General features: G+C 51.6%; 16 protein-coding genes. 5 read left to right on the forward strand and 11 right to left on the reverse strand.

What is annotated here, in order from left to right; translation table 11 throughout:
- Positions 1-3: 3 nt before the first annotated feature.
- On the forward strand, positions 4-3,576 hold the full coding sequence (locus tag KGP17_RS17255; RefSeq protein WP_223498033.1) for a transporter substrate-binding domain-containing protein: 3,573 nt from the start codon (positions 4-6) through the stop codon (positions 3,574-3,576).
- Positions 3,577-3,717: 141 nt separating this feature from the next.
- Here the strand turns inward: KGP17_RS17255 and KGP17_RS17260 are convergent, their stop codons facing one another.
- The 5 genes from KGP17_RS17260 to KGP17_RS17280 form a co-directional block, all read right to left on the reverse strand.
- A complete protein-coding gene (locus KGP17_RS17260) occupies positions 3,718-5,199 on the reverse strand; it encodes a TolC family protein (protein WP_179253278.1) in 1,482 nt (493 codons plus the stop codon).
- Positions 5,196-7,067 (reverse strand): FUSC family protein, encoded by a 1,872-nt coding sequence (locus KGP17_RS17265; RefSeq protein WP_223498034.1) that lies wholly within the window; start codon positions 7,065-7,067, stop codon positions 5,196-5,198. The genes KGP17_RS17260 and KGP17_RS17265 overlap by 4 nt, the downstream gene beginning before the upstream one ends.
- The gene (mdtN, locus tag KGP17_RS17270; RefSeq protein ID WP_223498035.1) at positions 7,057-8,106 is read right to left on the reverse strand and encodes a multidrug transporter subunit MdtN; all 1,050 of its coding nucleotides are present in this window, start codon (positions 8,104-8,106) and stop codon (positions 7,057-7,059) included. Before mdtN ends, KGP17_RS17265 begins: the two co-directional genes overlap by 11 nt.
- A gap of 11 nt (positions 8,107-8,117) precedes the next feature.
- Positions 8,118-8,363 carry a YtcA family lipoprotein gene (locus KGP17_RS17275; RefSeq protein ID WP_037375583.1) on the reverse strand — a complete coding sequence of 82 codons (246 nt, stop codon included), beginning with the start codon at positions 8,361-8,363 and terminating at the stop codon, positions 8,118-8,120.
- A 107-nt stretch (positions 8,364-8,470) separates the two neighbouring features.
- Positions 8,471-9,937 carry an amidohydrolase family protein gene (locus KGP17_RS17280; RefSeq protein WP_223498037.1) on the reverse strand — a complete coding sequence of 489 codons (1,467 nt, stop codon included), beginning with the start codon at positions 9,935-9,937 and terminating at the stop codon, positions 8,471-8,473.
- Between the two features lie 490 nt (positions 9,938-10,427).
- Between KGP17_RS17280 and KGP17_RS17285 the strand changes: the two genes are divergently transcribed.
- Together KGP17_RS17285 and gadC are read left to right on the forward strand one after the other, a co-directional pair.
- On the forward strand, positions 10,428-11,828 hold the full coding sequence (locus KGP17_RS17285) for a glutamate decarboxylase (RefSeq protein ID WP_223498038.1): 1,401 nt from the start codon (positions 10,428-10,430) through the stop codon (positions 11,826-11,828).
- A gap of 101 nt (positions 11,829-11,929) precedes the next feature.
- Positions 11,930-13,468 (forward strand): glutamate:gamma-aminobutyrate antiporter, encoded by a 1,539-nt coding sequence (gadC, locus tag KGP17_RS17290; protein WP_223498039.1) that lies wholly within the window; start codon positions 11,930-11,932, stop codon positions 13,466-13,468.
- Positions 13,469-13,542: 74 nt separating this feature from the next.
- Here the strand turns inward: gadC and KGP17_RS17295 are convergent, their stop codons facing one another.
- Positions 13,543-14,481, reverse strand: coding sequence for a LysR family transcriptional regulator (locus KGP17_RS17295; RefSeq protein WP_223498040.1), 939 nt, complete (start codon positions 14,479-14,481; stop codon positions 13,543-13,545).
- Between the two features lie 104 nt (positions 14,482-14,585).
- On the opposite strand from KGP17_RS17295, the gene KGP17_RS17300 reads away from it, so the two are divergent.
- Together KGP17_RS17300 and KGP17_RS17305 are read left to right on the forward strand one after the other, a co-directional pair.
- Positions 14,586-15,329, forward strand: coding sequence for a DsbA family protein (locus KGP17_RS17300; protein WP_223498041.1), 744 nt, complete (start codon positions 14,586-14,588; stop codon positions 15,327-15,329).
- A gap of 43 nt (positions 15,330-15,372) precedes the next feature.
- The gene (locus tag KGP17_RS17305) at positions 15,373-15,681 is read left to right on the forward strand and encodes a monooxygenase (protein WP_094981616.1); all 309 of its coding nucleotides are present in this window, start codon (positions 15,373-15,375) and stop codon (positions 15,679-15,681) included.
- A 182-nt stretch (positions 15,682-15,863) separates the two neighbouring features.
- Here the strand turns inward: KGP17_RS17305 and KGP17_RS17310 are convergent, their stop codons facing one another.
- The 5 genes from KGP17_RS17310 to KGP17_RS17330 form a co-directional block, all read right to left on the reverse strand.
- The gene (locus KGP17_RS17310; RefSeq protein WP_059202062.1) at positions 15,864-16,745 is read right to left on the reverse strand and encodes a DMT family transporter; all 882 of its coding nucleotides are present in this window, start codon (positions 16,743-16,745) and stop codon (positions 15,864-15,866) included.
- 28 nt (positions 16,746-16,773) lie between these two features.
- A complete protein-coding gene (locus KGP17_RS17315; RefSeq protein ID WP_179250034.1) occupies positions 16,774-17,625 on the reverse strand; it encodes a hypothetical protein in 852 nt (283 codons plus the stop codon).
- A 10-nt stretch (positions 17,626-17,635) separates the two neighbouring features.
- Positions 17,636-18,601, reverse strand: coding sequence for a fatty acid desaturase (locus KGP17_RS17320; RefSeq protein ID WP_059201205.1), 966 nt, complete (start codon positions 18,599-18,601; stop codon positions 17,636-17,638).
- Between the two features lie 14 nt (positions 18,602-18,615).
- Positions 18,616-19,725: an amidinotransferase gene (locus KGP17_RS17325; RefSeq protein WP_223498042.1), complete on the reverse strand. Its 1,110-nt coding sequence runs from the start codon at positions 19,723-19,725 to the stop codon at positions 18,616-18,618.
- Positions 19,726-20,877: 1,152 nt separating this feature from the next.
- On the reverse strand, positions 20,878-22,209 hold the full coding sequence (locus tag KGP17_RS17330) for a D-serine ammonia-lyase (protein ID WP_223498043.1): 1,332 nt from the start codon (positions 22,207-22,209) through the stop codon (positions 20,878-20,880).
- Between the last annotated feature and the right edge of the window lie 14 nt (positions 22,210-22,223).

A 22,223-nucleotide genomic window follows, 5' to 3' on the forward strand; every position in this document is an offset into this window, starting at 1 on the left:
CCAATGATCCGTATGTTAGTTCTCTTGTTGTGCAGTGGCCTGATGGCAACGAGCTATGCCGGCCAGCCCCCTGTACAAGCACTGCAAATTTTTAGCCGTGAGCAACCTGCACAACTTCATATATCACTCACCGACCAGCAATGGCGATGGCTGGGATTAAAGCGAGACCTACGCGTAGGAACCTGGGCTCCGGAGAATCCCCCCTTTGACATGGAGCCAGAATCCGGCATTTATGAGGGTATTTATGCCGACTATATCCGCATGGTTGCCCGCAACCTGGGGTTAAGGCCCCAGGTTATACGCTATGCGTCGCGCGCCGATGCCTTGCAGGCAATGATGAAAAACGAGATTGATACGGTGATGGATGATGGCGGCAGTACGCTGCTTGATGGCGACAACTATACGCAAAGCAAAAGTTTCATCGCTAACCGACCCGCCCTTGTCTCCCGCGAAAGCGTATCATCCCATGCCCACGCCAAGGATAAGCAGATAACGCTGGCCATAGCTCAAGGCTACCTTAGCGACCAGCAGGTTATCCAGCGTTTCCCCAATGCGATTATCGTCCGTTTTCCCTCCAGCCAGAGTGCATTGACATGCGTCTCGCTGCACAAATGCGACTATTTTCTGGGTAACCTGACGACAGCGAGCTTTTTGATTGAGCGTAACTACAGTAACGAACTCACCATTACTGATGTTTATCCAGATATAGCTCCAGGAGCCCGGTTTCTCTTACGTCACGACGATCAAGTGCTACAGCAATCCATTGTTGCTGTATTACAAACGATCCCTGATGCCGAACATCGTGTTATTTCCCGCCAGTGGGTGCAGCGCCAGGACATCTGGCGCTTTGAGAGCCCCCTTGGGCTGACAGAAAAAGAACAACGCTGGCTCGAAAATAACCCGACGATCAGGATCGTGGTTAACCCATTTTTTGCCCCTTTTACCCTGGTAGACAAAAATGGTGAACTGCACGGTGTCGGAGCGGATATTTTACGTCTTATTCATCTGCGCACCGGCCTTGACTTCCAGATCATCACTGCGGATTCGGTCGAAGAGATGTTTTCCGATCTGGACACTAACAAAGGGGATATCATTGCTGCCGCCAGCATTAGCCCAGAGCGGGAAAAGCTGGCCACGTTTACCCGCCCCTGGCATCAGACACCTGCGGTGTTAGTGGTAAAAAATACCGATACTGCACCAGTGACAATCAATAACAACCTGAAGCTGGCGGCAGTGCGAGGCAATGCGATTTCAGAACAGCTCTCCAAGGAATGGCCGGGTATCCAATGGGTCTATACCGATAACGAAAGCCTGGTACTGCAATTAGTGGACTCAGGTAAGGTCGATGGAGGAGTGAGCAACCAGTTGGGGGCCAACTTTATGATCGACCGGTATTTTCGTGGGAAACTTAGGATTGTTGACCGCTTAGGTGAAAATCCCACGCTGATTGGCTTTGCCGTGCGCCGGGATGAACCGGAACTGTTAAACATCCTCAATAAAGCGCTAGCGGATATTTTACCGCAAGAGATATCACTGATTATTCACCGCTGGCAGGGGGCGCCGGATATTCCAATCAATACCTGGGAACTGTACGACAAACAGTTTTACTGGGTGTTGTCCATCACCGGTGGGTTGATCCTGCTCGTTCTGATCTGGGTATACGCTCGTGACAAAGAAACCCGCCGTCGCAAACTGGTGCAGGAAGAGTTACAGGCCCAGTTGACGTTTCGCGATACGCTGCTTAATGGGTCCCCTACCCCAATTTATGTCCTGAACCGCGAGCTGTCCGTCCTCACCCACAATGAAGCATTCCAGCAATATTTCAGCCAGTTGCCTACTGGAGCATTGCGTTATTCGCTGTTTGATTTGCGCCACCCTTTGTCTGCTCTTAGAGAGGTTCTGAGCCAGGCGTTGATTCAACCTCACACTGCGGCGGTCGCCGGTGAGACGCAGGAGTTTACGATCGGTAATGGTGCCGAAGAGCGGGTGATTGCTCACTGGGCGACTCAGTATGTCGACATGCAAAGTGACGTTGTCGGGCTGATTTGCGGGTGGCAGGACATCACCGAATATAAACGCCTGCTGTTGGCCTTGTCGGTGGAGAAAGAACACGCCGAACAGGTTAGCCAGGCGAAAAGCTCATTTCTCGCCACCATGAGTCATGAAATTCGCACCCCCATCAGCGCCATCCTGGGGTTGCTGGAGCTGGAGGTCCGTAAACAGCCCGCCAATGAAGCCATTGAAGTCGCTTTCGAATCGGCCCAGACCCTGATGGGGCTGATTGGTGACGTGTTGGATATGGCAAAAATCGAAAGTGGACAGCTTGAACTTGTACCGGAATGGGTTCGGCTGAACACGGTCATCACGCCGGTTATCCGGGTGTTTGAGGAAGTCGCCCGGCAAAAAGGCCTGGAACTGAATTTCGATAGCCGGACAGAAACCGAGCTGGAAATATTTGTTGATGGCGGTCGCCTGCGACAGACTATTGCCAATTATCTAAGCAATGCGGTGAAATTTACTGAACAGGGAAGAATTGGCGTGCGGTTGCAAAGCCAACGCACTGCCCAAGATGGCCTGGTCTTGCACATCGAAATCGAAGATACCGGGGTAGGGATCAGCATTGCCGATCAGAAGCGGTTGTTTAAGCCGTTTTCTCAGCTCGCCGAAGGCCGCAAGCAAACCGGCACTGGCCTGGGTCTGGTGATCAGCAGCCAGTTGCTGGAAAAAATGCACGGCAGCATGCAGATGCGCAGTACGCCAGGACGTGGGACGCTAATCCTGATTGAGCTGCCCGTTACGGCACGGCAGACGCAGAATCCGGTGGGGTCGGCCCCTATGCTGCGCGAATTACGCGATCAACCACTCAGGGCGCTGATTGTCGACGATCATCCCGCCAACCGTATGGTGCTCAATCGCCAGTTGACCCAGTTGGGCCATCAGGTTACGGAAGCGAAAAGTGGCCAGGAAGGTTTCGATAAATGGAGAGATGAAACGCCCGATCTCATCATCACGGACTGCTCGATGCCGGGGATGGATGGTTTTATGCTGGCCCGCCAGATCCGCGCAACGGGAAGTCATGTTGCCATCTTTGGACTAACGGCCAATGCCCAGTCGGACGTGAGGGAAAGAGGTATCGCTGCGGGTATGAACGATTGTCTTTTTAAACCGTTACGGCTTTCGCAGCTGGAAACAGCGCTGCGCAATGTGGCAAAAACTGAAGTTGTCCCCAATTTGCGCGATTTAATCCATTTGCAAGAACTGACAGATCTGCTGCATCAGGATGAAGAAATGCTTTCGCGTTTACTGTTACGTACCTGCGAAGAGAATGAGGCTGACCTGGCAGAAGCCTGGCGACACAGCGCAACGAAAGATTGGCATGCACTGGCGGGATGCCTGCATAAAATGGCCGGGGGAGCACAGATCATTTTTGCCGAAGAGATCGATGAGTTCTGTAGCCAGTTGGAGAAATACTGTGAGCCTCCGGTGAATGAGGAGTGGATCAAACAGCAGCTTAAACAACTGGATAGCAAGCTTGGCACATTACACTGTTCGATTCAGATTTGGCTTAATCACTGACTCGCCCTACCTCTAGCCTGCTATAGGGATAGATGCCAGAGGCCCGCTTAGGAAACCAAGCGGGCCTCTGGCTTTTCCACTGGAGACAGGATGTTGTGATACCCCCCTATTTTCGATAGCAGTCGGTTTCCCTCTCCTGAATTACTCTGGGTCCACGTGGGTCATTTTGCCCATCACAAAGGCTAAATTAGCCGCCGAGATCAGTGCCGCAGCGTGGGCATCGGTACTCATCTGTTGGGCATAGAGCAGACCATTGGCAGCCTCGTTGGCTACGGTGATGGTCCCCACGCCGTTGCGATAAGACTCCAGCGCGGCGTCGTAGGTAATAAACGCGGTTTTTACCAGGTTCAATGCTGCCTGGTTGGCTTCTAGCGCGGATTGTAACGTATCGGCCGCCACGATAATCTCACGAACCGCAGCCTCCTGCGTCTTTTGGAAAGTCTCGTTTGCCACGGCGGCACGTGATTCGGCCTCTTTCACGCGGGCAGCTCGTATTCCACCATCGTAAAGCGGTACGGTAACGCCCAACAGAATGCTAGAGGAGGACGTTTGCTGGCCAATGGACGGCAATCCCTGAATGTCAAAACGCCCATCGCCACCCGCGACCGCGCTGGCAAGATAAACCTTAGGCAGAAAATCCGCCTCTGCCGCCTTGATACCGGCGGTAGCGGCCTGAGCAGCAGCATAAGTTGCCAATACGTCTGGCCGCTGAGAGAGCGCCAGCTTAATCATCTGCTGGGTTGGCGCACTGGCCGTCTGCGGCAAAGGTTTATCCTCGGCATAGCCCACTTTGATTTGTGATGAGGCAGAAATGCCCATGGATGCCAGCAAAGCCTGCCATGCGTCACGTTCCGTTCCCTGCGCAACAACGCGATTCAATTCAGATTGCGCGACCTGCTGGCGTGCCTGTGCAACTTCCACCGTTGTCGCAACGCCATTTTTGTTACGCGCCAAGGCAGCATCGAGGATTTTCTGGCTATTGCGCAGCGTCTCCTGCGCTATTTTTCGGCGTGACTGGGCCGCACCGTATTGGTAATAGCTGCGCGTAACCTCATAAATAATCTTTTGATGCATGCCGTTAAAGGCGACGTTGGCGGCATAGGAGGTGTGCTTGGCCGCCTGTTGCAAAGCGCTACGTTGGCCAAAATCAAAGATTAACCACTGCAACGCCAGTGCCGGCACTACCGCGCTGCCGGAGGTGTCCAGATCGTGTTGGTCGCCAATGTCATAGGGCAACGGCGTTCGCGTTCTTTGGTAGCCGCCAATCACGCTGGCTGAAATCATCGGCAAAAATGTCGCTTCAGCCATGCCTACGCCCAGCGCTGCCTGCCGCGCCTGTTGCCAGGCGATGCGGGTATCCGGGTTTTGCATCTGGGCGATGTCTATCAGCTCAGGTAACTGATAGATCTGCTGCTGGTTGATCGCAGGCGGTGCAGGAAGTTCCGCTACCGCCGGGTTGGCCGGAACAGCAAATTCATGACTGCTGATGCCGTCAGGTGTCCAGGGAGAGGAAGGGCTAGCCGGAGCCAACGCCAGTTGGTCCGTGGCACAGCCTGCTAACAGACATAATCCCACTGCCGTGCTGAAAGTTCGTATTTTGAAAGTCTGAGTGCGCGGCTTCATCCAAGAAGTTCCTCAAGTCGCCTGATGCTTTGTTGGATCTCAAGTTCAACGGCGGGTGGCAAACCGTTGTTGCTGCCTGTTGGTACTGAGGGATTAATCACTCCACCGCTCGAGGAAAGCCGGCTAAGCCGTTCCATATCGGAGAAAGACTTATCAAAGGGCAAAAACAGCGCCGGACAGAGGTTTTCCATTTCGCCAAGGATCGCTTGCAGACGCCGGTATTCTTCGGGAGAGGGGCGTAGCGATCTTGGCTCAAAAGGAACCAGCCTTAGCGCCTCCCGTGCCGTAGTCAGTTCTTCTTCAACCTCTGCCGCCTGTCTTATCGCTGCCGGGCGCTCTGTTGGCGATAACGCGGCAAGATTGCTTAATCCCGTGACCAGGCTACGGATGCGAGTGCGGACAAAATCAGCAATGGCGACGGGCCACACGTAAGTGAATATCAAATACACCACCAGATTCCCCAGCAGGATCCCGAGTACCCTATCGAGCGCAACGCCCAAATCCGTACTCGGACTAAAGCCATGTAACACGGTCAGTAAGAATGCCAGTCCGATTTGTATGCCCGCATAAGCAATCCGCTCATTGCCGCTCGATACCCAGGCACTGAGCAGCAGCGCGCCGAATACCAACGCCATTAACTGGCCGATATCACTAAGCGACGGAACAATAAAAATCAGCGAAAGCACGCCCATCAATGCGCCTATCAGGCAACCAACAATGCGTAACGTCAGCTTGTGTACTGTCTCTCCCGCCGTGCCTAACGCAGCGACATAACAGGTGATCATGGCGGTATGAATATCTTGCCAGTCCAGTGCGGTATAGACGAGATAACAGATCACGCTGGCCGCCGTGGTCTTTAAGGCAAATTGCTGATGGACGGGATTGGTAAAGGCGTCTGCGGCTAAAAATGAGGCTTTGGGCGCACTGGTGTCTACCGCATTATCTGGCGTTGCAAGTTGCACCAGCGCGTGGGTGACTTCGTCATTTTCCCCACTCTGATTAAACGCTGGGGGTTCAATCCCCCGGCCCGCGGCAATAGCCTCGGCGGCGGAACTGCACCAGTCCGCCAAATTCGGGCGAGTTAACGCCGGTTCGGTTTTATTGAGGGCTGAAATGGCCAGCAGTAACCGATAGCTGCTGTTGACAGCGGCGGTTAACCAGGCAGCCTCTGCGGCAGGCCGCAGATGGAAAATGCGCACGAGCATAGCCCGCTGTTGATGTTCGCTCTGCCCTTCCCGCAACAGCTCCTCTACTTTATACAGGCTGGGGGCATCCGGGTGGCGTAAAGCCTCACCGGCAACCGCTAAGCGCTCTGCCAGACTTGCGCGTAGCAGTTTCCAGGGTGGCCGCCCGATGAAAAGATTAAAGGCTACCAATAGCAGCATCGGGGATGCGGCCATCAGCCAGGCATACAGCACCGCGCGTACCGCTAACTCTCCATTCGGCGCGTCGCCAAGTAGCGACATGATGAAAGCGATCACCAGCGCAATAATGCTGCCTACCGGCCCGAGCTTGCTCGCCGAGCCTAGCCAGAGAAAGGCAAACGAGCTAAGCACCAGCACCGCCATGCGTAAAGGCGCAGATTCCAAGGTATAAGGCAGGATCAGCAAGATCAGCCCCACCACTATGGACACGAGCAGGGTCACCGCAATGGCCATCGCCATACTTTCGGCGGCGTCTGGTTTCATCACGAACAAAATCAGATAGCAGCTAATCGCTGATTCGGGGATACCGTACAGCATGGCCACCAGCGTCATCAGTGCGCAAAGCGCACCGACCCGCCAGGCCATCGCCAATCGGCCAGGGAAATAGGCCAAATCGCGTTTCACCTGGCGCAACATTCTGCCCAAGGGGCTGTCAGCAACCATGGTCGTCTCGTACTATTGCTACCGCGCTGGCACCAATTCGCATCAACTCCGCCGGCGGATCTTTAAGGGTTATCCGCACCGGGAAACGCTGTTCGACCCGCACCCAGTTCAGCGATTTTGGGACATAGGGCAGATTTCGTGGAATGTTAAACTGCTCCTCGGAGCTGATCCCCCAGCCAATCCCCTCCACTTTGCCCTGAATCGCACGCTGACGATCGGCCATAACATATACCGTGGCGCAATTCCCCGGTTTAATGTGCGCCAGCTCTGTTTCGCGAAAGTATGCCGAGGCGTGCCAGTGGTCGCTATTAATCAGCGTAAATACCGCCTGATCCGGCATCACAAATTCCCCCGCCGAAACATTCAGCCCCACTACCAGACCATTATGCGGCGCTCGTATCTGGGTATTTTCCAGTTCTTGTTCGGCAATGGCCAATGCGGCGCGGCGTGCGCTGAGCAGGGCCTCAGACTCCGCAGCGCTGCTGATTAATGCCTGCGAAGCGACGGTTTGCTTCAGCGCCTGTTTCAGGCTGATTTCCGCATCGTGTTTGGCTGTCTGGGCATCGTCCACCTGCTGGGCGGTGACATACCCCTTGCCCAGCAGTGGCTGAATGCGCGCCAGAGTCTGGGTGGCAAGCTTGAGGTTGGCTCGCGCCCGGTTTACCTGTTCATCGGTAATAGCCGCATTAGATTGTTCTGCGATCATCGTGCGGTGCTGAGTTTCCCAGGCAGCTTGCGCCATCTGCAGTTCCGCCCGTGCCTGCTCGACCCGCAAACGATAAATCGTGGGATCGAGGGTGAACATCACCTCACCTCGTTGGACCCTGCCGTTTTCTGTCACATTAATGGACTGAATACGCCCAGGTACGGAGCTGCTGACGTTCACCACGCTAGCACCGATGACCGTATCCTGCGACGTGGGATTTAACGTGTTTTGACGCAGCGTCAGCCACCCTGAAATAGCGGCAGCAATAACGATAACCACCCCGATGACGATCGCTATCCGACGTTTATTGCCCGGTTGTTTTAACGTGTTCATTTTTAGCGCACTTAGAATAAAAGCGATGACATAAAGGCTACGGCGAGCGCCAGGCAGGTATACACGAAGAGTCGCCACGGCAGAACTTCGTCAATTCCTGCAAAAATCAGCAGAACGCGCGCTCCTATCGCTACCACGAGGCCAATCCCAGCACAGGCTAGCCAGGCTGGGAAATAAGAGCCGAGCAAGGAAAATGCTGGCGCACCAAAGTCACGACACCCGATAAGGCTAAAGGTGCTGACCAGCAATAAGGCCAACGCTCCGTAACGCGTATGGCCTGTACGAAAAAACACAGGCCCCCGGCGTTGACGAAAAGAGTGTGCGCTTGCCATTTTATCTCCCAAAACCGCATTGCGGCGCTGTATTAAACCGCGCTGTTTACCAGCGTATTTTTATAAATTTGCCCATTTTTCATGATCATCTGAAATGCTTCCTCAGGCTGGGCCAGCAGTTGAATATCCGTTAGCGGATCGCCGTCGACAATGATCATATCGGCCAGAGCGCCTGCTTCTATCACCCCGAGCTTCTCGGGATAAGGGTTACGCGGGCCGGAAAGCGCGCAAAGTTCGGCATTCACGCTGGTAGCCATTTTAAGAATTTCAAGAGGTGTATACCAGCGGATCAGCTTGGCAAGCTGAGCTCCTTGACGTGTGGCAAGCCGGGCGTCGAACAGAGTATCGGTACCCCAGGCGGTCTTGATGTGGTGCTTTTTCGCCAGTTGGTAGGCGTTATCGGTTCCAGCGGACATCACCAGTTGCTTGGCGCGTGAAGCCGGGTTCGCCATCGGTACGGCATCTTCATCGTCCAGGAAAGGTTGCAGACACCACCACAGATTCTGTTGCGCCATGAGCTCCACGGTTTGTTCATCCACCAACTGGCCGTGTTCGATGCATTTCACGCCGCCTTTGATTGCCATGGTGACAGCGCGGGCCGTATAGGCGTGAACGGTCACGTAGGTACCCCAATTTTCCGCGGCGGTCACCGCCGCCTGGATTTCGGGCACGGACCCCTCCGTTACGTCAATACCGTCATAGAGTGAGGCTACACCGCCACCGGCCATAAATTTGATCTGGGATGCCCCCCTCATCAGCTGTTCCCTGGCGCGCAACAGCACCTGGTCGGCACCATCGGCAATGGCAGTTATCCCCACCCGCTCGATATAGCTTAAGGAGTCCGCGGGTGCGCGTGGGACTTCGCTCAGCATGCGAAAATCACCGTGGCCGCCGGTCTGGGAAATGAACGCCCCGGACGGGTAAATGCGTGGGCCAACCGTAATCTGCTCATCAATCGCACGTTTCAAACCAAACACCGGCCCGCCCATATCGCGTACCGTGGTGAAACCACGCAGCAGCGTTGCCTGTGCTTCGGCAATCGCCAGCGCCTGGATATAGTTAAAATCGGCCGTCATCGCCGTCATCATGGAAGGACGAGCCATGATGGCATGCCAGTGCGCATCAATCAGGCCGGGCATCAGTACGCCACCGTTGCCGTCTATAATCGTTGCTTCCGCTGGCGGAGGCGTATCAGCAGGTTCAATCGATTTGATTTTGTTGTCTTCAACGATAACCTGCATGCCCTCGCGCAGTTGGTCAGAAACCCCGTCAAAAATCCGTACGTTGATAAACGCTTTCAGCTGCGTAGCGCTGGCGGTTGCATTGGAATGTGTGGATTGTCCTGCGGGTATTGCTGCTGCGACCGTGGCTGTCGTTATCGGCGGCGCTTTCGCCGCCTGGCGGGTTAGCACCGTATTAATGCGTAAAAATGCCGGGCTGTGGCATAGGCATGCCTCAGAATGTTCGTGGGCAGGCAAGTCCATGGCGCTTTGCTGCATAACACATCACTCCTTATCAAATTAAACCGACTTCGCGGGTAACTGCAGGTTTTGTTTAGAGTAATTGTAGAACGTAATCCTCACAACGCTTTATTTTTCAATAATTTTATATCTTCATTAATAAAACATTATTTTGCAGTGGATAAAATCAGAATTACCTTATCAATCGAGAGTAAAGTCTCATTAATTAATTTAACGTTATCACAACCATGACGTAACAACATTTAAATTACTGGCATAAAAATCCGAGTGAGAAAACCCCAATGAATCGCCCCTTACTTTTTTGGGGGATATTGAGAAAACGATCAACAACACAATCCTCTTTATCACTGATTTTAAAAGAAAAACATTATATTTAAAATGATTTCCTGTCTTTTTCAGAAAATGTTCTAGAATTAACGCCAAGACGTAGTGGCGTTAGTAGAGCACAGGGGGCGGTTTTACGTGATCCTGCCGAGTATATTGGAATATAAAAATCAAGAGGGTTTTTATGAGTGCAAACAACCAGGAAAATAACAGCAATGTTAATGATGATGTTTACTCCTCGATAGATTTGGCCATTTCGCTACCAAAATCTGGATTTCCAGACTCAGAGCGAAATCCTCGCCATGTATTCAGTGCCATTCGCGATGAATTAATGTTGGACGGTAACTCACGGCAAAACCTGGCGACATTCTGCCAAACCTGGGTTGACGAAGAAATTCGTGACCTGATGGATCTGTCTATCGACAAAAATATGATTGATAAAGACGAGTATCCACAAACGGCCGAAATTGAAGCCCGCTGCGTGCGCATGTTGGCGGACCTGTGGAAATCACCGTCGCCGGACACCACGCTGGGCTGCTCCACCATTGGCTCGTCAGAGGCCGCTATGTTGGGGGGGTTGGCGTTAAAATGGCAATGGCGCAAAAAGCGTGTCGCACAGGGCCTAACCACCGATAAGCCCAATATGATCTGCGGGCCGGTACAAATTTGCTGGCACAAATTCGCGCGTTATTTCGACGTGGAATTGCGAGAAATTCCACTGGAGGGCGATCGTCTGATCATGAGCCCGGAAGAGGTACTGAAACGAGTCGATGAAAATACCATAGGTGTGGTACCCACCCTCGGAGTGACCTTTACCTGCCAGTACGAGCCGGTAAAAGCGGTCAGCGACGCACTCGATAAGCTGCAAAAAGACACCGGACTGGATATTCCTATTCATGTCGACGGTGCCAGCGGCGGCTTTCTCGCCCCATTCTGTGCCCCCGATCTGGAATGGGATTTCCGCCTGCCACGCGTAAAATCCATCAATACTTCAGGCCATAAATTTGGGCTGGCCCCTCTGGGAGCGGGCTGGGTAGTATGGCGTGAAGCGGCAGACCTGCCCGAAGAGCTTATTTTCAACGTCAACTATCTTGGCGGCAATATGCCTACCTTTGCGCTCAACTTCTCACGCCCTGGTGGGCAGATCATCGCTCAGTACTACAACTTCTTACGCCTTGGCCGCGAAGGCTACGCCAAAGTCCATAACGCCTGCTATGCCACGGCCCAGTATCTTGCCGACGAGATCGGTAAGCTCGGTCCGTTTGAAATCCTGTTTGATGGCGACAGTGGTAAAGGCATCCCGGCGCTGGCCTGGAAACTGAAAGAAGGCGCCAATATCGGTGGCTACACGCTGTATGACCTCGCCGATAAGTTACGCTCACGCGGCTGGCAGGTACCTGCGTACTCCATGCCAGCTAATCGGGAAGATCTGGTGATCCAGCGTATTCTAGTACGCCACGGAGTGAGTTTTGACCTGGGTAGCCTGTTGCTTGACGATCTGAAACGAGCACTTGAGCATTTCGAAAGTCATCCGGTCGTTAATCCACTTTCGGAAGATGAAGCGGCCGGTTTTAACCACGGCTGATCCGCAGTTGGCCTGTTAATGGAGTGGCATGCTCCTCGCCACTCCTGTTAACCATAAGAAATCAACTGGCAAGCATCTTCGCTTGTCCCAGGAGAATTGCCATGGCTACCTCTCAAATCATCGCTGCGCCAAAACAACTCACGCTGTTGGGCTTTTTTGCCATAACGGCATCAATGGTGATGGCGGTTTACGAATACCCAACGTTTGCAACCTCCGGTTTTTCACTGATCTTCTTCCTTATTGTTGGCGGCTTGCTGTGGTTCATCCCGGTAGGATTGTGTGCCGCAGAAATGGCGACGGTAGAAGGTTGGCAGGAGGGTGGCGTATTTACCTGGGTTTCTAAAACCCTGGGTGAGAAATGGGGGTTTGCCGCTATTTCGTTTGGCTATTTGCAAATCGCAATCGGCTTTATCCCGATGCTCTACTTCGTGCTAGGGGCGCTGTCCTATATTCTTAACTGGCCCGAACTCAATAACGATCCGATAGTCAAGACCATCGCCGCACTGATTATTTTATGGGGTCTGGCCTTGACTCAGTTTGGTGGCACCAAGAATACCGCTCGCATCGCCAAGATTGGTTTTTTTGCCGGTATCCTGCTACCAGCCGCCATTCTGGTGATCCTGGCCGTCACTTATCTGCGCTCTGGTGCTCCCATTGCGATTGAAATGAGTGCCGATACTTTCTTCCCGAACGTCACCAGCATGAGCACGCTAGTGGTGTTTGTGGCCTTCATCCTAAGCTATATGGGGGTGGAAGCCTCCGCTACCCACGTCAATGAGATGAAAAACCCGGGCCGCGATTATCCGCTCGCCATGCTGCTGTTGATGTTTGCGGCAATTTGCCTGAGTTCAGTCGGCGGGTTGTCCATTGCAGCCGTGATACCCCATGAGCAAATCAACCTCTCTGCGGGCGTGATGCAAACCTTCACGGTGCTGATCAATCATTTGGGGACGGGCTTTGAATGGGCTATCCGCGGTATCGCTGCGCTGTTGCTCCTGGGCGTGCTAGCTGAGATCGCCGCATGGATTGTCGGGCCTTCCCGCGGGATGTTAGTGACGGCACAGCAAGGGATCCTGCCTGCCCGTTTTGCCAAAATGAACAAAAACGGCGTGCCGGTGGTGCTGGTCATTTCCCAGTTACTCATCACCTCAGTGGCACTGATTGTGCTGACCAATACCGGGGGTGGCAATAACATGTCGTTCCTGATTGCGCTGGCGCTGACGGTGGTGATTTATCTTTGCAGCTATTTCCTGTTATTCCTGGCTTATATCCAGCTGATCCGCAAACAGCCGAATAACAAACGCACCTTTAATATACCGGGAGGCAATGGGGTTAAAATTGCGGTGGCGGTCATCGGATTGCTGACCTCTCTGGTCGCCTTTGTCGTCTCCTTCTTCCCTCCTTCGGGGCTACCGGGTGGAGAAGCTAACGACGTCTATGCCGGTTTACTGGTCGTTTGCTTCCTGGTGGTGCTGGTCATCCCCTTCATTATTTATGCACTACATAATAAAGCTGCCGGAGCGAAAAATATCACTCTGGTGCCAATCAACACGGATAGCGCTCAGGAAGGGCATTTCTTCATCCATCCGAAGGCACGTAGCCCGCACCACATCATTGTTGATGGTAAAAAGCTTCACTGATCGTCGATTATCAGGTGGATGTGCGGCAACGCCATCCACCTCTTTACCCCCCGGTTAACCAGCCTTCAAACGACTCAACTCAGTGAGTTTGCCAGCGCTAAAGGCGTCATAGCCAACAGCGGATGGGTTTTCATCAGCTCAAATGACCAATCCACAAAGCTTCTCACCCGAACCGACAAATGCTTGCCGGTGGGGTAGATAATATGAATGGGTCGTGGAGCAAAGTGCCACTCGGGTAACACCGGCTGCAAGAGCCCACTCTTCACATAGCTTTCCACCGCGAAGGGTGCTCCGGAGCAGATGCCCGCCCCGGCAAGGCAAGCACTCATGGCCACATCGGGATCTTCGATCAGCAAACTGCTGTTGCCTACTACCGCGATGCTCTGGCTTGCCGATTGCAGATGCCAGGTAAGCTGCTTACCGTGCTGAATGCCAAAACCCCCAACCCATCGATGATGCTGAAGATCTTCAGGCTGCCTGATAGCTCGCGTTGAGCGGAGAAAATGAGGGGAAGCATAAAGGCCCATCTGCACATCGCAAACGTGCCTGGCCACCAGCGTCGAATCTTCCAGATTACCGCCGCGGATCGCGCAATCAATGCCTTCCTCAAACAAATTACTGATGCGATCGCTGCTGGCAAGCCGCACCACGATCTCTGGAAAACGTGCCTGAAAGTCATGCAACTGAGGTGCGAGGATCCAACGCGCAATCGAGGCCAAAGCCTCTATACGGATCTTGCCGCTCGGCGTTGTCACCCCGCCGCTGAGCCCCCCCTCCAACTCATCAATTTCCGCGAGAATATGCTGGCAGCGCTCAAAATAGGCGCTACCATCCTCCGTCAGGCTCAACGCCCGGGTCGTTCGATGCAACAGGCGCACGCTCAGGACGCGCTCAAGATCGCTAATCCGCTGGGAGATCCGCGCTTTGGGAAGCCCCATGGCGATAGCCGCGCGGGTGAAACTTCCGGTTTCGACCACTTTGACAAAAGTGGCCATGGCTGCAAGTTTGTCCATTTGTTCACAAATATTGAACAGAGTTAGCTTTTATAGTCTATTTATTAATTTTTGCTGTCAAATATCATAACGATCGCGCTCTCAACCCAGCTTGGAGTTTCCACATGATGCAATGCGATCCCACCACCGGCAGTTGTCTACTGCCTGACGAGCCCTCTGATGCACAACGGCAACCCACTTCGCCCAGCGATGTAGTCATTCGCTACGTCGGCGATCCGATGTGCTCCTGGTGCTGGGGCATTTCACCCGTGGTGAAGAAACTGGCGGAGTATTGCAATCAACATGGCCTGAGTTTTGTGATGACCATGGGTGGCTTGCGCGCTGGCGGCGGCGATGCTTGGAACTCGGCATTCAAAGCCTTCTTAAGGGAGGAGTGGCGCCACATCCAGAAAACAACCGGCCAACCCTTTGGTTTCAGCCTGCTGGAAGCAGCGCAATTCAATTACGATACCGAGCTGGCCTGCCGGGCGGTCGCAACAGCTACTCTGCTGTTGGTTGAGCGGGGTTTACCTTCCTCGGCAGCGTTACCGTTTCTCGCAGCAAGCCAGTACAAATTCTATGTAGATGGGCAGGATCCTAAAACCGTGGCGTTTTATCGTGACATCTGTGACCAGGTTGGCCTGCCATTTGAAGAATTCAGCCAAACCTTTACGTCACAACAGGCCAGAGAGGCGGTTAGCCAGGACTTTGCGTTATGTCGCCAATGGGGCGTTCGCTCCTTCCCCACCCTGTTGCTGGAACGTCAAGGTGAGATATCGCTGCTATCTTCGGGTTACGTTGACACCGAGACATTGCTTAACCGTCTCAACGCACAGTTACCCCCTGTTGCAGAGCACACCACGGAATAACCCTGTTTCTTATACAACCACCCGTCACGAAAAGGATCACGACATGAGTGTCATTTTACAGATTGATTTTAGTTTCCCAGCCGACCAGCTTGGTGCAACCCTGTCCAAAAATGCGCAATCGCTGGCCGAAAGCATCAATCAAGAGCCGGGTTTCATCTCCAAGATATGGACTGAGAATGAGCATACTGGCGAGGCGGGTGGAATATACTTTTTCGAAAACCGAGCGTTTGCCGAAAAATATGCCGAACACCACGTCAAACGGGCTGAGGCGATGGGGGCCAAAAATCTTCATCTGAAAATATTTGACATCAACCTTCCCCTGACCAAAATCAACCATGGCCAATATGAGTGATTATTGTCCTAAAAATTGAAGCACAAGGTGCCACGTCAAAGGGAAGCCAATTTATTCGATAAAATTAATGTAATCATGACATTAACGTAATAACTGTATGTGAGCGCCCGCGACTTAACAAGTCGGTCAATTGATTTTTCACCAACAATTGCCACGAAAACGACAGCTTGAAGCGAAAAAAATCATTTGTTTTCGCTATTATTAGTCTTTCTCTGGCCAACTCTAAATACCAACACCAAACCCAATAGGATTGCGGCCATACCTAGCAAACTGAGTGCCGGTAATACGTTGCCTAAGAACAGATAATCCATGACAGCCGTAACAACAGGAACCAAATAGAAAAGGCTGGTCACGTTGACCATATTTCCACTGCGGATCAGTCGATACAACAAAAACTGTGCTCCAACGGAGATAACCAAACCCAGCCATAACAGTGGCAATAGGAACCCCACTCCCCAGTCGACCTCAAAGGGTTTAAATGGCACAAAGCAAAGGCAGAATACCAAGCTGACAAGATACTGAAGAGGCATCACTTCCTGGGGTGACTGCTGCACTGTTTTTTGTAATAGCGCCCCTGTCGTCATGCTGACTAGTGCCAACAGGGCAAAAGCCAATCCCAGGACCGACATCCTAGCAAAGCTTAGCCCTTCAAATACCACCAGAGTCAAGCCACACAGAGCCAATACCAAACCGCCTAGACGAGCTAACGAGAAATTCCGCTCGGTAAGCACCAATGTAAGGATGGGTTGTGCGCCTAGGATAGTGGCAAGTACGCCAGGGGTGACCCCATGCTCGAGAGCCAGAAAGTAGCAAATCGAATAACCGCCAATAAGCAACACTCCTGTCAGTGCTACTTTCCCACGAGTGCCCGACTTCGGCAGCAATCCTCCGCTAAAGCTGGCGATGACGACGAGCAGTGACAGCGCGAGAATAAAGCGCAAGGTAAGGATGGCGAACGCTGAGCTGTGGTCAAGCCCCCAGCGTGAGAAAATTGCTCCGCTGCCCCAAAGCAGAACAAAAAGCATGGTTGTGCCGTACGAGGCCCAGGCATTCTTGGTTAGCATCATATAATCTGCCTATATTGTTGTCTTTTCAGGTCCACCAGACAACCTCCCCCGTAGGTAATTGCCCCATAAAACAAGTAATCAACAGGCGTTGCCGTGCAGAAATACCGCTACCACCAAGTACAGCATGAACGAGATTACCATTTAGCAGTACGAGGTCACCTGCTTCCAAATCAATAGTTAGATGAGCATGTTCGTGCAAAAGCTCTACTGGATAAGGAAAACCACTATATTCAAGTCCTAGCTTTATTCGGGAATCATTATCTGGGGCGATATTCCAAACTTTGAGTTGGCCACCTTCACTTGGCATATCTGCGTAGAAGTTCATAGCCATTACATGCTCAACCCCCTGAATCTCAAAGCCATGTTGTGAAGGATCGCTCAATTGGGCCAAATCGTCATGCGGTAGTAGCAAATAATCTCCAGTATTGTTCCAGTAAACAGCCTTAGCATCCCCCGCAGGTCGTCCATCGTGGATTGCTGCTCGAACATTCATAGATTCCTTACGGAATCCTTCCCTCACTCGAGCAAGCGGATCCACACTGCCCTCGTAAATCGCATCTACCGGTTTCTTAAAGAAAGCGACTTGATCCAGATACTCTTGAGTCGTCTTTTCAATATGTGATGCGCCGACAAAGTATCCCTCAATCCCACCCTCACCTTCTCCATACCGTGGCGTGCGCGCTTTAGAACACCAAAAATTCTTTACTATTTGCGTCCTCTCTTCCACAGATAGAAACTGGCGTACTCGATACGCAGCCAACTGTCCGGATAGCACCTGATTAGCCCAAGTGAGATCCAAACGCTCAACAGATCCCTGAACCATGAAATTGCTATCAAATAGCCTTTCCCCCGTAATTGTCTCTCTATTCAAAGACATGATGACCTCCTTAATCGCCTTGGCGAAGATGACCCGTGTTCACTTTTTTGTGCAGCATCGTCCGCTGTCGATGCAAGAAACCCAAAATTGCAGGAACCGGGCTGATGACACGCTGATGCTCTGAGAGTTGCTTAGCATATTTCTGACGCGTTAAGGGTAAATATAGCCAGTGCGCTGTTGGCACAAGGTGATGCTCCTGATGATAACCATCGTTGAACGCGATAAAATTGTAAAACCGACCGTAATGACTTACCGAGTTGGCAAATGGGTCATCGGGATTTGCACCAAAATGTTCGTAGTAGTTCTGGATATTAACCAGCGCGAAAGACAGATAGAGTGCAGGAAAATAGCACAAGAGCACCCAATCCCATGCCACACATAACAATAGGAATAGCGCTAAGCACTGCACCACTCGATCCCAGCGTAATTGCGCTATCTCACGCGATCTTGCTGATGGCGAGCGCGAATAGAAGAGGTCCATCTCAACGACACCCGCATGACTCCTCCAAAAGCAAACTGATTTGACCATTGCAACTAAACTGCTGAAAAAAGTGTAGAACGCTCCCCGAAATGCGTAATGTATTAGGCCCACGTGTTCACCGTTTACGCCATCGACGAACGTAGAAGAAGTATCTTGAGGCGGATGCCCGTTTTTACCACGATCATTATTGTATCGATGATGATTCCGTACATGCGTCAAATGGTAAGCTTGGACGGATTGCCCAATATTTATGGAGTTAAACATAGATACTGCGGCATTTAATTTTGATGAAACAAACCAAGGGGTATGCGTAAAAAAATGTGAAATAATTATAATGTTATAAGTCGTCATAACCACAAGCAGCAGTACGTTAAAACCCCAAGCACTCCAAGAAAAAAAAGACCATCGCGAGGCTAGCCAGAACGTTAGCACCAATTGTGCCAGACTCAGGATAAACATCAGAATATCCCATTGAGAATATTTCCACAGTTTCATCGCTGGCCCTCCTACTATAGATAGGATTGGAGGTTGCCACGCCGGCGAACATCCAATGTTGCGCAATGAAAAGAACCACCGAAACTATTAAAACACCTGAAATTACATGGGATAGGCGTAAATCCCCAAGACTTCATTTTTCTAATCATCGGTTCATCCTGTGCTTCAACAATCACACGGTGCTCATCCAGCATAAGGATATTCATATTTATCCACTTACTGGTCATATATAGCGGATGCGAGTCTGGAACTATTGGTTCTGGTGCCAGTAACATATCCCAGTTTTTGAAGATGGAGGGTTTCTCTCGTACGCGCTCAGGATTTACCAGCAGCTTGCCTGGTGCCAGTGGAACCAGAGTTGCATCTATGTGCATCGGATGCTTGTCATCAAACTCCAAAACATGGACACGATATTCGCTACCAAGATGGCGTCTTAACCATTCAATGCCGAATGCATTAGTCACATTGCTCTTTTGGGCTATGATATCTCGGCCACAGCGAGCAAAATCCGCCGCGTCAAACGTAGGCTCGAATTCAGTGACCACTAGCGGTATTGTGCCAAACGAGGCATTTTTTTCCCAATCAGGATCAAACTGCTCATCCGTCAACTGCGGTTTCGGCCCGGCACTCCATCGAGCGCCGCTATTAAAGTACTCTTTGAGCAATGGTTTATATGCGGAAACCTCGAAGTAACGGGAGCGCCATGCAAGAGGACATTCGATAATATCGTTGCCTATCACCAACAATACGTCTCGAGGCATTGCACAATATAACCCGCTGCTAGACCAACCCGGTGCACCAAAAATCAATGTCTGATCTTGGGGAACTGGACGACGAACTGTGACGCCTTCTCCTGTAAGAATACAGACAAATTCCTCGAGTTCCTCACGGGCCTTATCGATAAGATTCACGGGAAATGAGCGACCGGCCATGCGCTGAAACAGTGAATGTTGTGCAGCGGGCAATACGGGCTCAAGAGCAACATGCCAAGGTGGGAAGCACGCACCATCTACAACACCGACAATAACCTCTTCCAATGGATCCCATTCGGTATACGAACTCACAGCGCAATATTGAGATAATAACGCAGATTGATTATCTTGAGGTTTAAAAACTGTATTCATATGTTCCTCCTTGATTTTATAATCACATCCCTTAGGATTCCTCCCGTGCCAGATGTATAGATATTTTATCTAAAAAAATTACATTTATTCAGACTATCAATTACTCTACTACACTAACTACAACACCGATTAAATGATGTCATCATGGACTAAGGATCGCAGATGAGGCACTCATTATCATTAATTAAATTATTGCCACATCAATAACATACAATAAATCACAATGCGTCTTAAACGTATCGAATTTTTAGTCTCAAATATGAAACACCTTAGACTGTAGCAATACCACATATGAATTTCATCAAATTAAAGAATGAATCACCTAAACACGAATCAAGACTAACGTCAGAATTAACAGCAATAAGCAACGAGTAAAGTTCGACGATATATTGAGAGAAATAGAAAATGACGCAAGCTCTTTTGTAATGTCAACTTACAGGAGGTTTTTCGTGGCTTCCATGATACAGGTCACAACACTCACACAAACTCCTACATTTTTATAACATCTATACGAGTGCAGATTTGTCACTTAAACGCGCTTTGGCCTTATTGCCTGCCCCACTATTTCACCAGCATAGTGTGCCACAGACCTTCTGCGATTTCCTGCTACGTTAACTCTTTCAGCGGGCGGGCTTTGTCTGAGGCGTTCTTTTCACCATAGTGTCCATAGCAGGAGGCGCAGCTATTTTTATAGATCACACCAGGAGTCTGGACCAATTCCGGGACGGAGCCTGGCAAACGCGCTATTAATAGTGTTCCGTGTTACTCGCTTATCAGTTAATTACTCTACCGTTTTAATGCTTGGTTATTGCCGAAATGGGCTGCTGGCTACCCTTACTTCGCTGCAGGCTTAAGCAATCCGTTGTTACTGGTAGAGCTACCAGGTTTTATCCAGGTGTGACTGAAAGTTATCGCTCCGCTGTGGATAGTTTGTGGCAGCCAGCGCTACAGAGCTGAGAAAATATTATCCGTCACAGAAAAACAGGATCCGACTTATAGTACACATTGACATGATAGCAATTCTTTTAATAGGCGTAATTCTTATTATTAATTTCGCATCAAGGACATAGGCTGATTAAGGTCAAACTATGGAGGTAAGGCATGACCAAACGGGCGTAGCATGATGCTACACCCATTTAACCGCATATAGCGCTAGCGTTTTGCGGCTGCGAGGTACTTGGCCATCTCTTCCTCAGGCACCATTCCACCACCGGTTGCCCACACCAAATGCGTCGCATTAGCGATACGTTGGGCATCGATCTTATGGCTGCCCAGATAATGTGGGTCGGCGCAGACTCGAGCCGGCCCCGCCATGCCAGCCAACGCAGAGGGCTCCAACTGAATGCTCTCTTCAGCGGCAAGCAAACCAAGCAGGTCGTACATCTCCTGATCGCTCAGGGTGTAGAAACCATCCAGCAAGCGTTCCATGGCACGCCCGACGAACCCGGAAGCCCGGCCGACGGCCAAACCATCCGCTGCCGTAACGTTATCAATCCCCAGGTCCTGCACCGCAATGTGATCGTGCAACCCGGTGTGGATCCCCAGCAGCATGCAAGGTGAGTGCGTCGGCTCGGCAAAGATGCAGTGCACATGGTCGCCAAACGCCAGCTTCAGACCAAACGCCACTCCGCCAGGCCCGCCGCCTACGCCACAGGGCAAATAGACAAATAACGGATGGTCCTGATCAACCTGGATGTTCATCTGCGCAAACTGCTTTTTCAGGCGACCACCGGCCACCGCATAGCCGAGGAACAGGGTTTGCGAGTTCTCATCATCGATAAAGAAACAGCGCGGATCCGATTCTGCCTGCTTACGCCCTTGAGCCACCGCCACGCCGTAATCCTGCTCGTACTCCACCACGTTAACGCCGTGCTCACGCAGTTTGCGCTTTTTCCAGGCGCGGGCATCGGCAGACATATGCACGCTGACGCTGAACCCCAGCTTGGCGCTCATGATGCCAATCGACATCCCCAGGTTACCGGTTGAGCCCACGGCAATGCTGTACTGGTTGAAGAACTGGCGGAACTTGTCGCTAAACAGGATGCTGTAATCGTCGTCTACAGACAGCATGCCCGCCTCGATGGCCAGCTTTTCCGCATGGGTCAGCACTTCATAGATGCCGCCACGGGCCTTGATGGAGCCAGAAATCGGCAAATGGCTGTCCTTTTTCAACCACATCTTGCCCGCGCTCGCCTGCTTATAACGCTGCTCCAACGCGCCCTGCATCGCCGGGATCGCCACTACCTCAGACTCGATAATGCCGTTCGTTTGCTGCGTTTCGGGGAAGGCCAGGCACAGATACGGAGCAAAGCGTTGCAAGCGCGCTTCGGCTTCGGCGACATCATTTTGCGTCAACCCGACATAGGGTAACCCTTCCTCCAGCGTGGTCGTATTGGGGTTGAACCAGGTCACCGCTTCCAAATCCATCAGCCGTTGCACCAAAGGAAATTTCACTACCAGGTTTTCAATGTCTAACGTATTCATAAAGAGTCTCTTTT

Source organism: Serratia sp. JSRIV001 (genome assembly GCF_019968745.1).
GTDB classification, from domain to species: domain Bacteria; phylum Pseudomonadota; class Gammaproteobacteria; order Enterobacterales; family Enterobacteriaceae; genus Chania; species Chania fonticola_B.

Excerpts from the sequence above, each read along its gene's own strand:
- KGP17_RS17255 (WP_223498033.1), top strand. The coding sequence starts at position 4 with ATGATCCGTATGTTAGTTCTCTTGTTGTGCAGTGGCCTGATGGCAACG.
- KGP17_RS17260 (WP_179253278.1), bottom strand. The coding sequence starts at position 5,199 with ATGAAGCCGCGCACTCAGACTTTCAAAATACGAACTTTCAGCACGGCA.
- KGP17_RS17265 (WP_223498034.1), bottom strand. The coding sequence starts at position 7,067 with ATGGTTGCTGACAGCCCCTTGGGCAGAATGTTGCGCCAGGTGAAACGC.
- mdtN (WP_223498035.1), bottom strand. The coding sequence starts at position 8,106 with ATGAACACGTTAAAACAACCGGGCAATAAACGTCGGATAGCGATCGTC.
- KGP17_RS17280 (WP_223498037.1), bottom strand. The coding sequence starts at position 9,937 with ATGCAGCAAAGCGCCATGGACTTGCCTGCCCACGAACATTCTGAGGCA.
- KGP17_RS17285 (WP_223498038.1), top strand. The coding sequence starts at position 10,428 with ATGAGTGCAAACAACCAGGAAAATAACAGCAATGTTAATGATGATGTT.
- gadC (WP_223498039.1), top strand. The coding sequence starts at position 11,930 with ATGGCTACCTCTCAAATCATCGCTGCGCCAAAACAACTCACGCTGTTG.
- KGP17_RS17295 (WP_223498040.1), bottom strand. The coding sequence starts at position 14,481 with ATGGACAAACTTGCAGCCATGGCCACTTTTGTCAAAGTGGTCGAAACC.
- KGP17_RS17300 (WP_223498041.1), top strand. The coding sequence starts at position 14,586 with ATGATGCAATGCGATCCCACCACCGGCAGTTGTCTACTGCCTGACGAG.
- KGP17_RS17305 (WP_094981616.1), top strand. The coding sequence starts at position 15,373 with ATGAGTGTCATTTTACAGATTGATTTTAGTTTCCCAGCCGACCAGCTT.
- KGP17_RS17310 (WP_059202062.1), bottom strand. The coding sequence starts at position 16,745 with ATGCTAACCAAGAATGCCTGGGCCTCGTACGGCACAACCATGCTTTTT.
- KGP17_RS17315 (WP_179250034.1), bottom strand. The coding sequence starts at position 17,625 with ATGTCTTTGAATAGAGAGACAATTACGGGGGAAAGGCTATTTGATAGC.
- KGP17_RS17320 (WP_059201205.1), bottom strand. The coding sequence starts at position 18,601 with ATGAAACTGTGGAAATATTCTCAATGGGATATTCTGATGTTTATCCTG.
- KGP17_RS17325 (WP_223498042.1), bottom strand. The coding sequence starts at position 19,725 with ATGAATACAGTTTTTAAACCTCAAGATAATCAATCTGCGTTATTATCT.
- KGP17_RS17330 (WP_223498043.1), bottom strand. The coding sequence starts at position 22,209 with ATGAATACGTTAGACATTGAAAACCTGGTAGTGAAATTTCCTTTGGTG.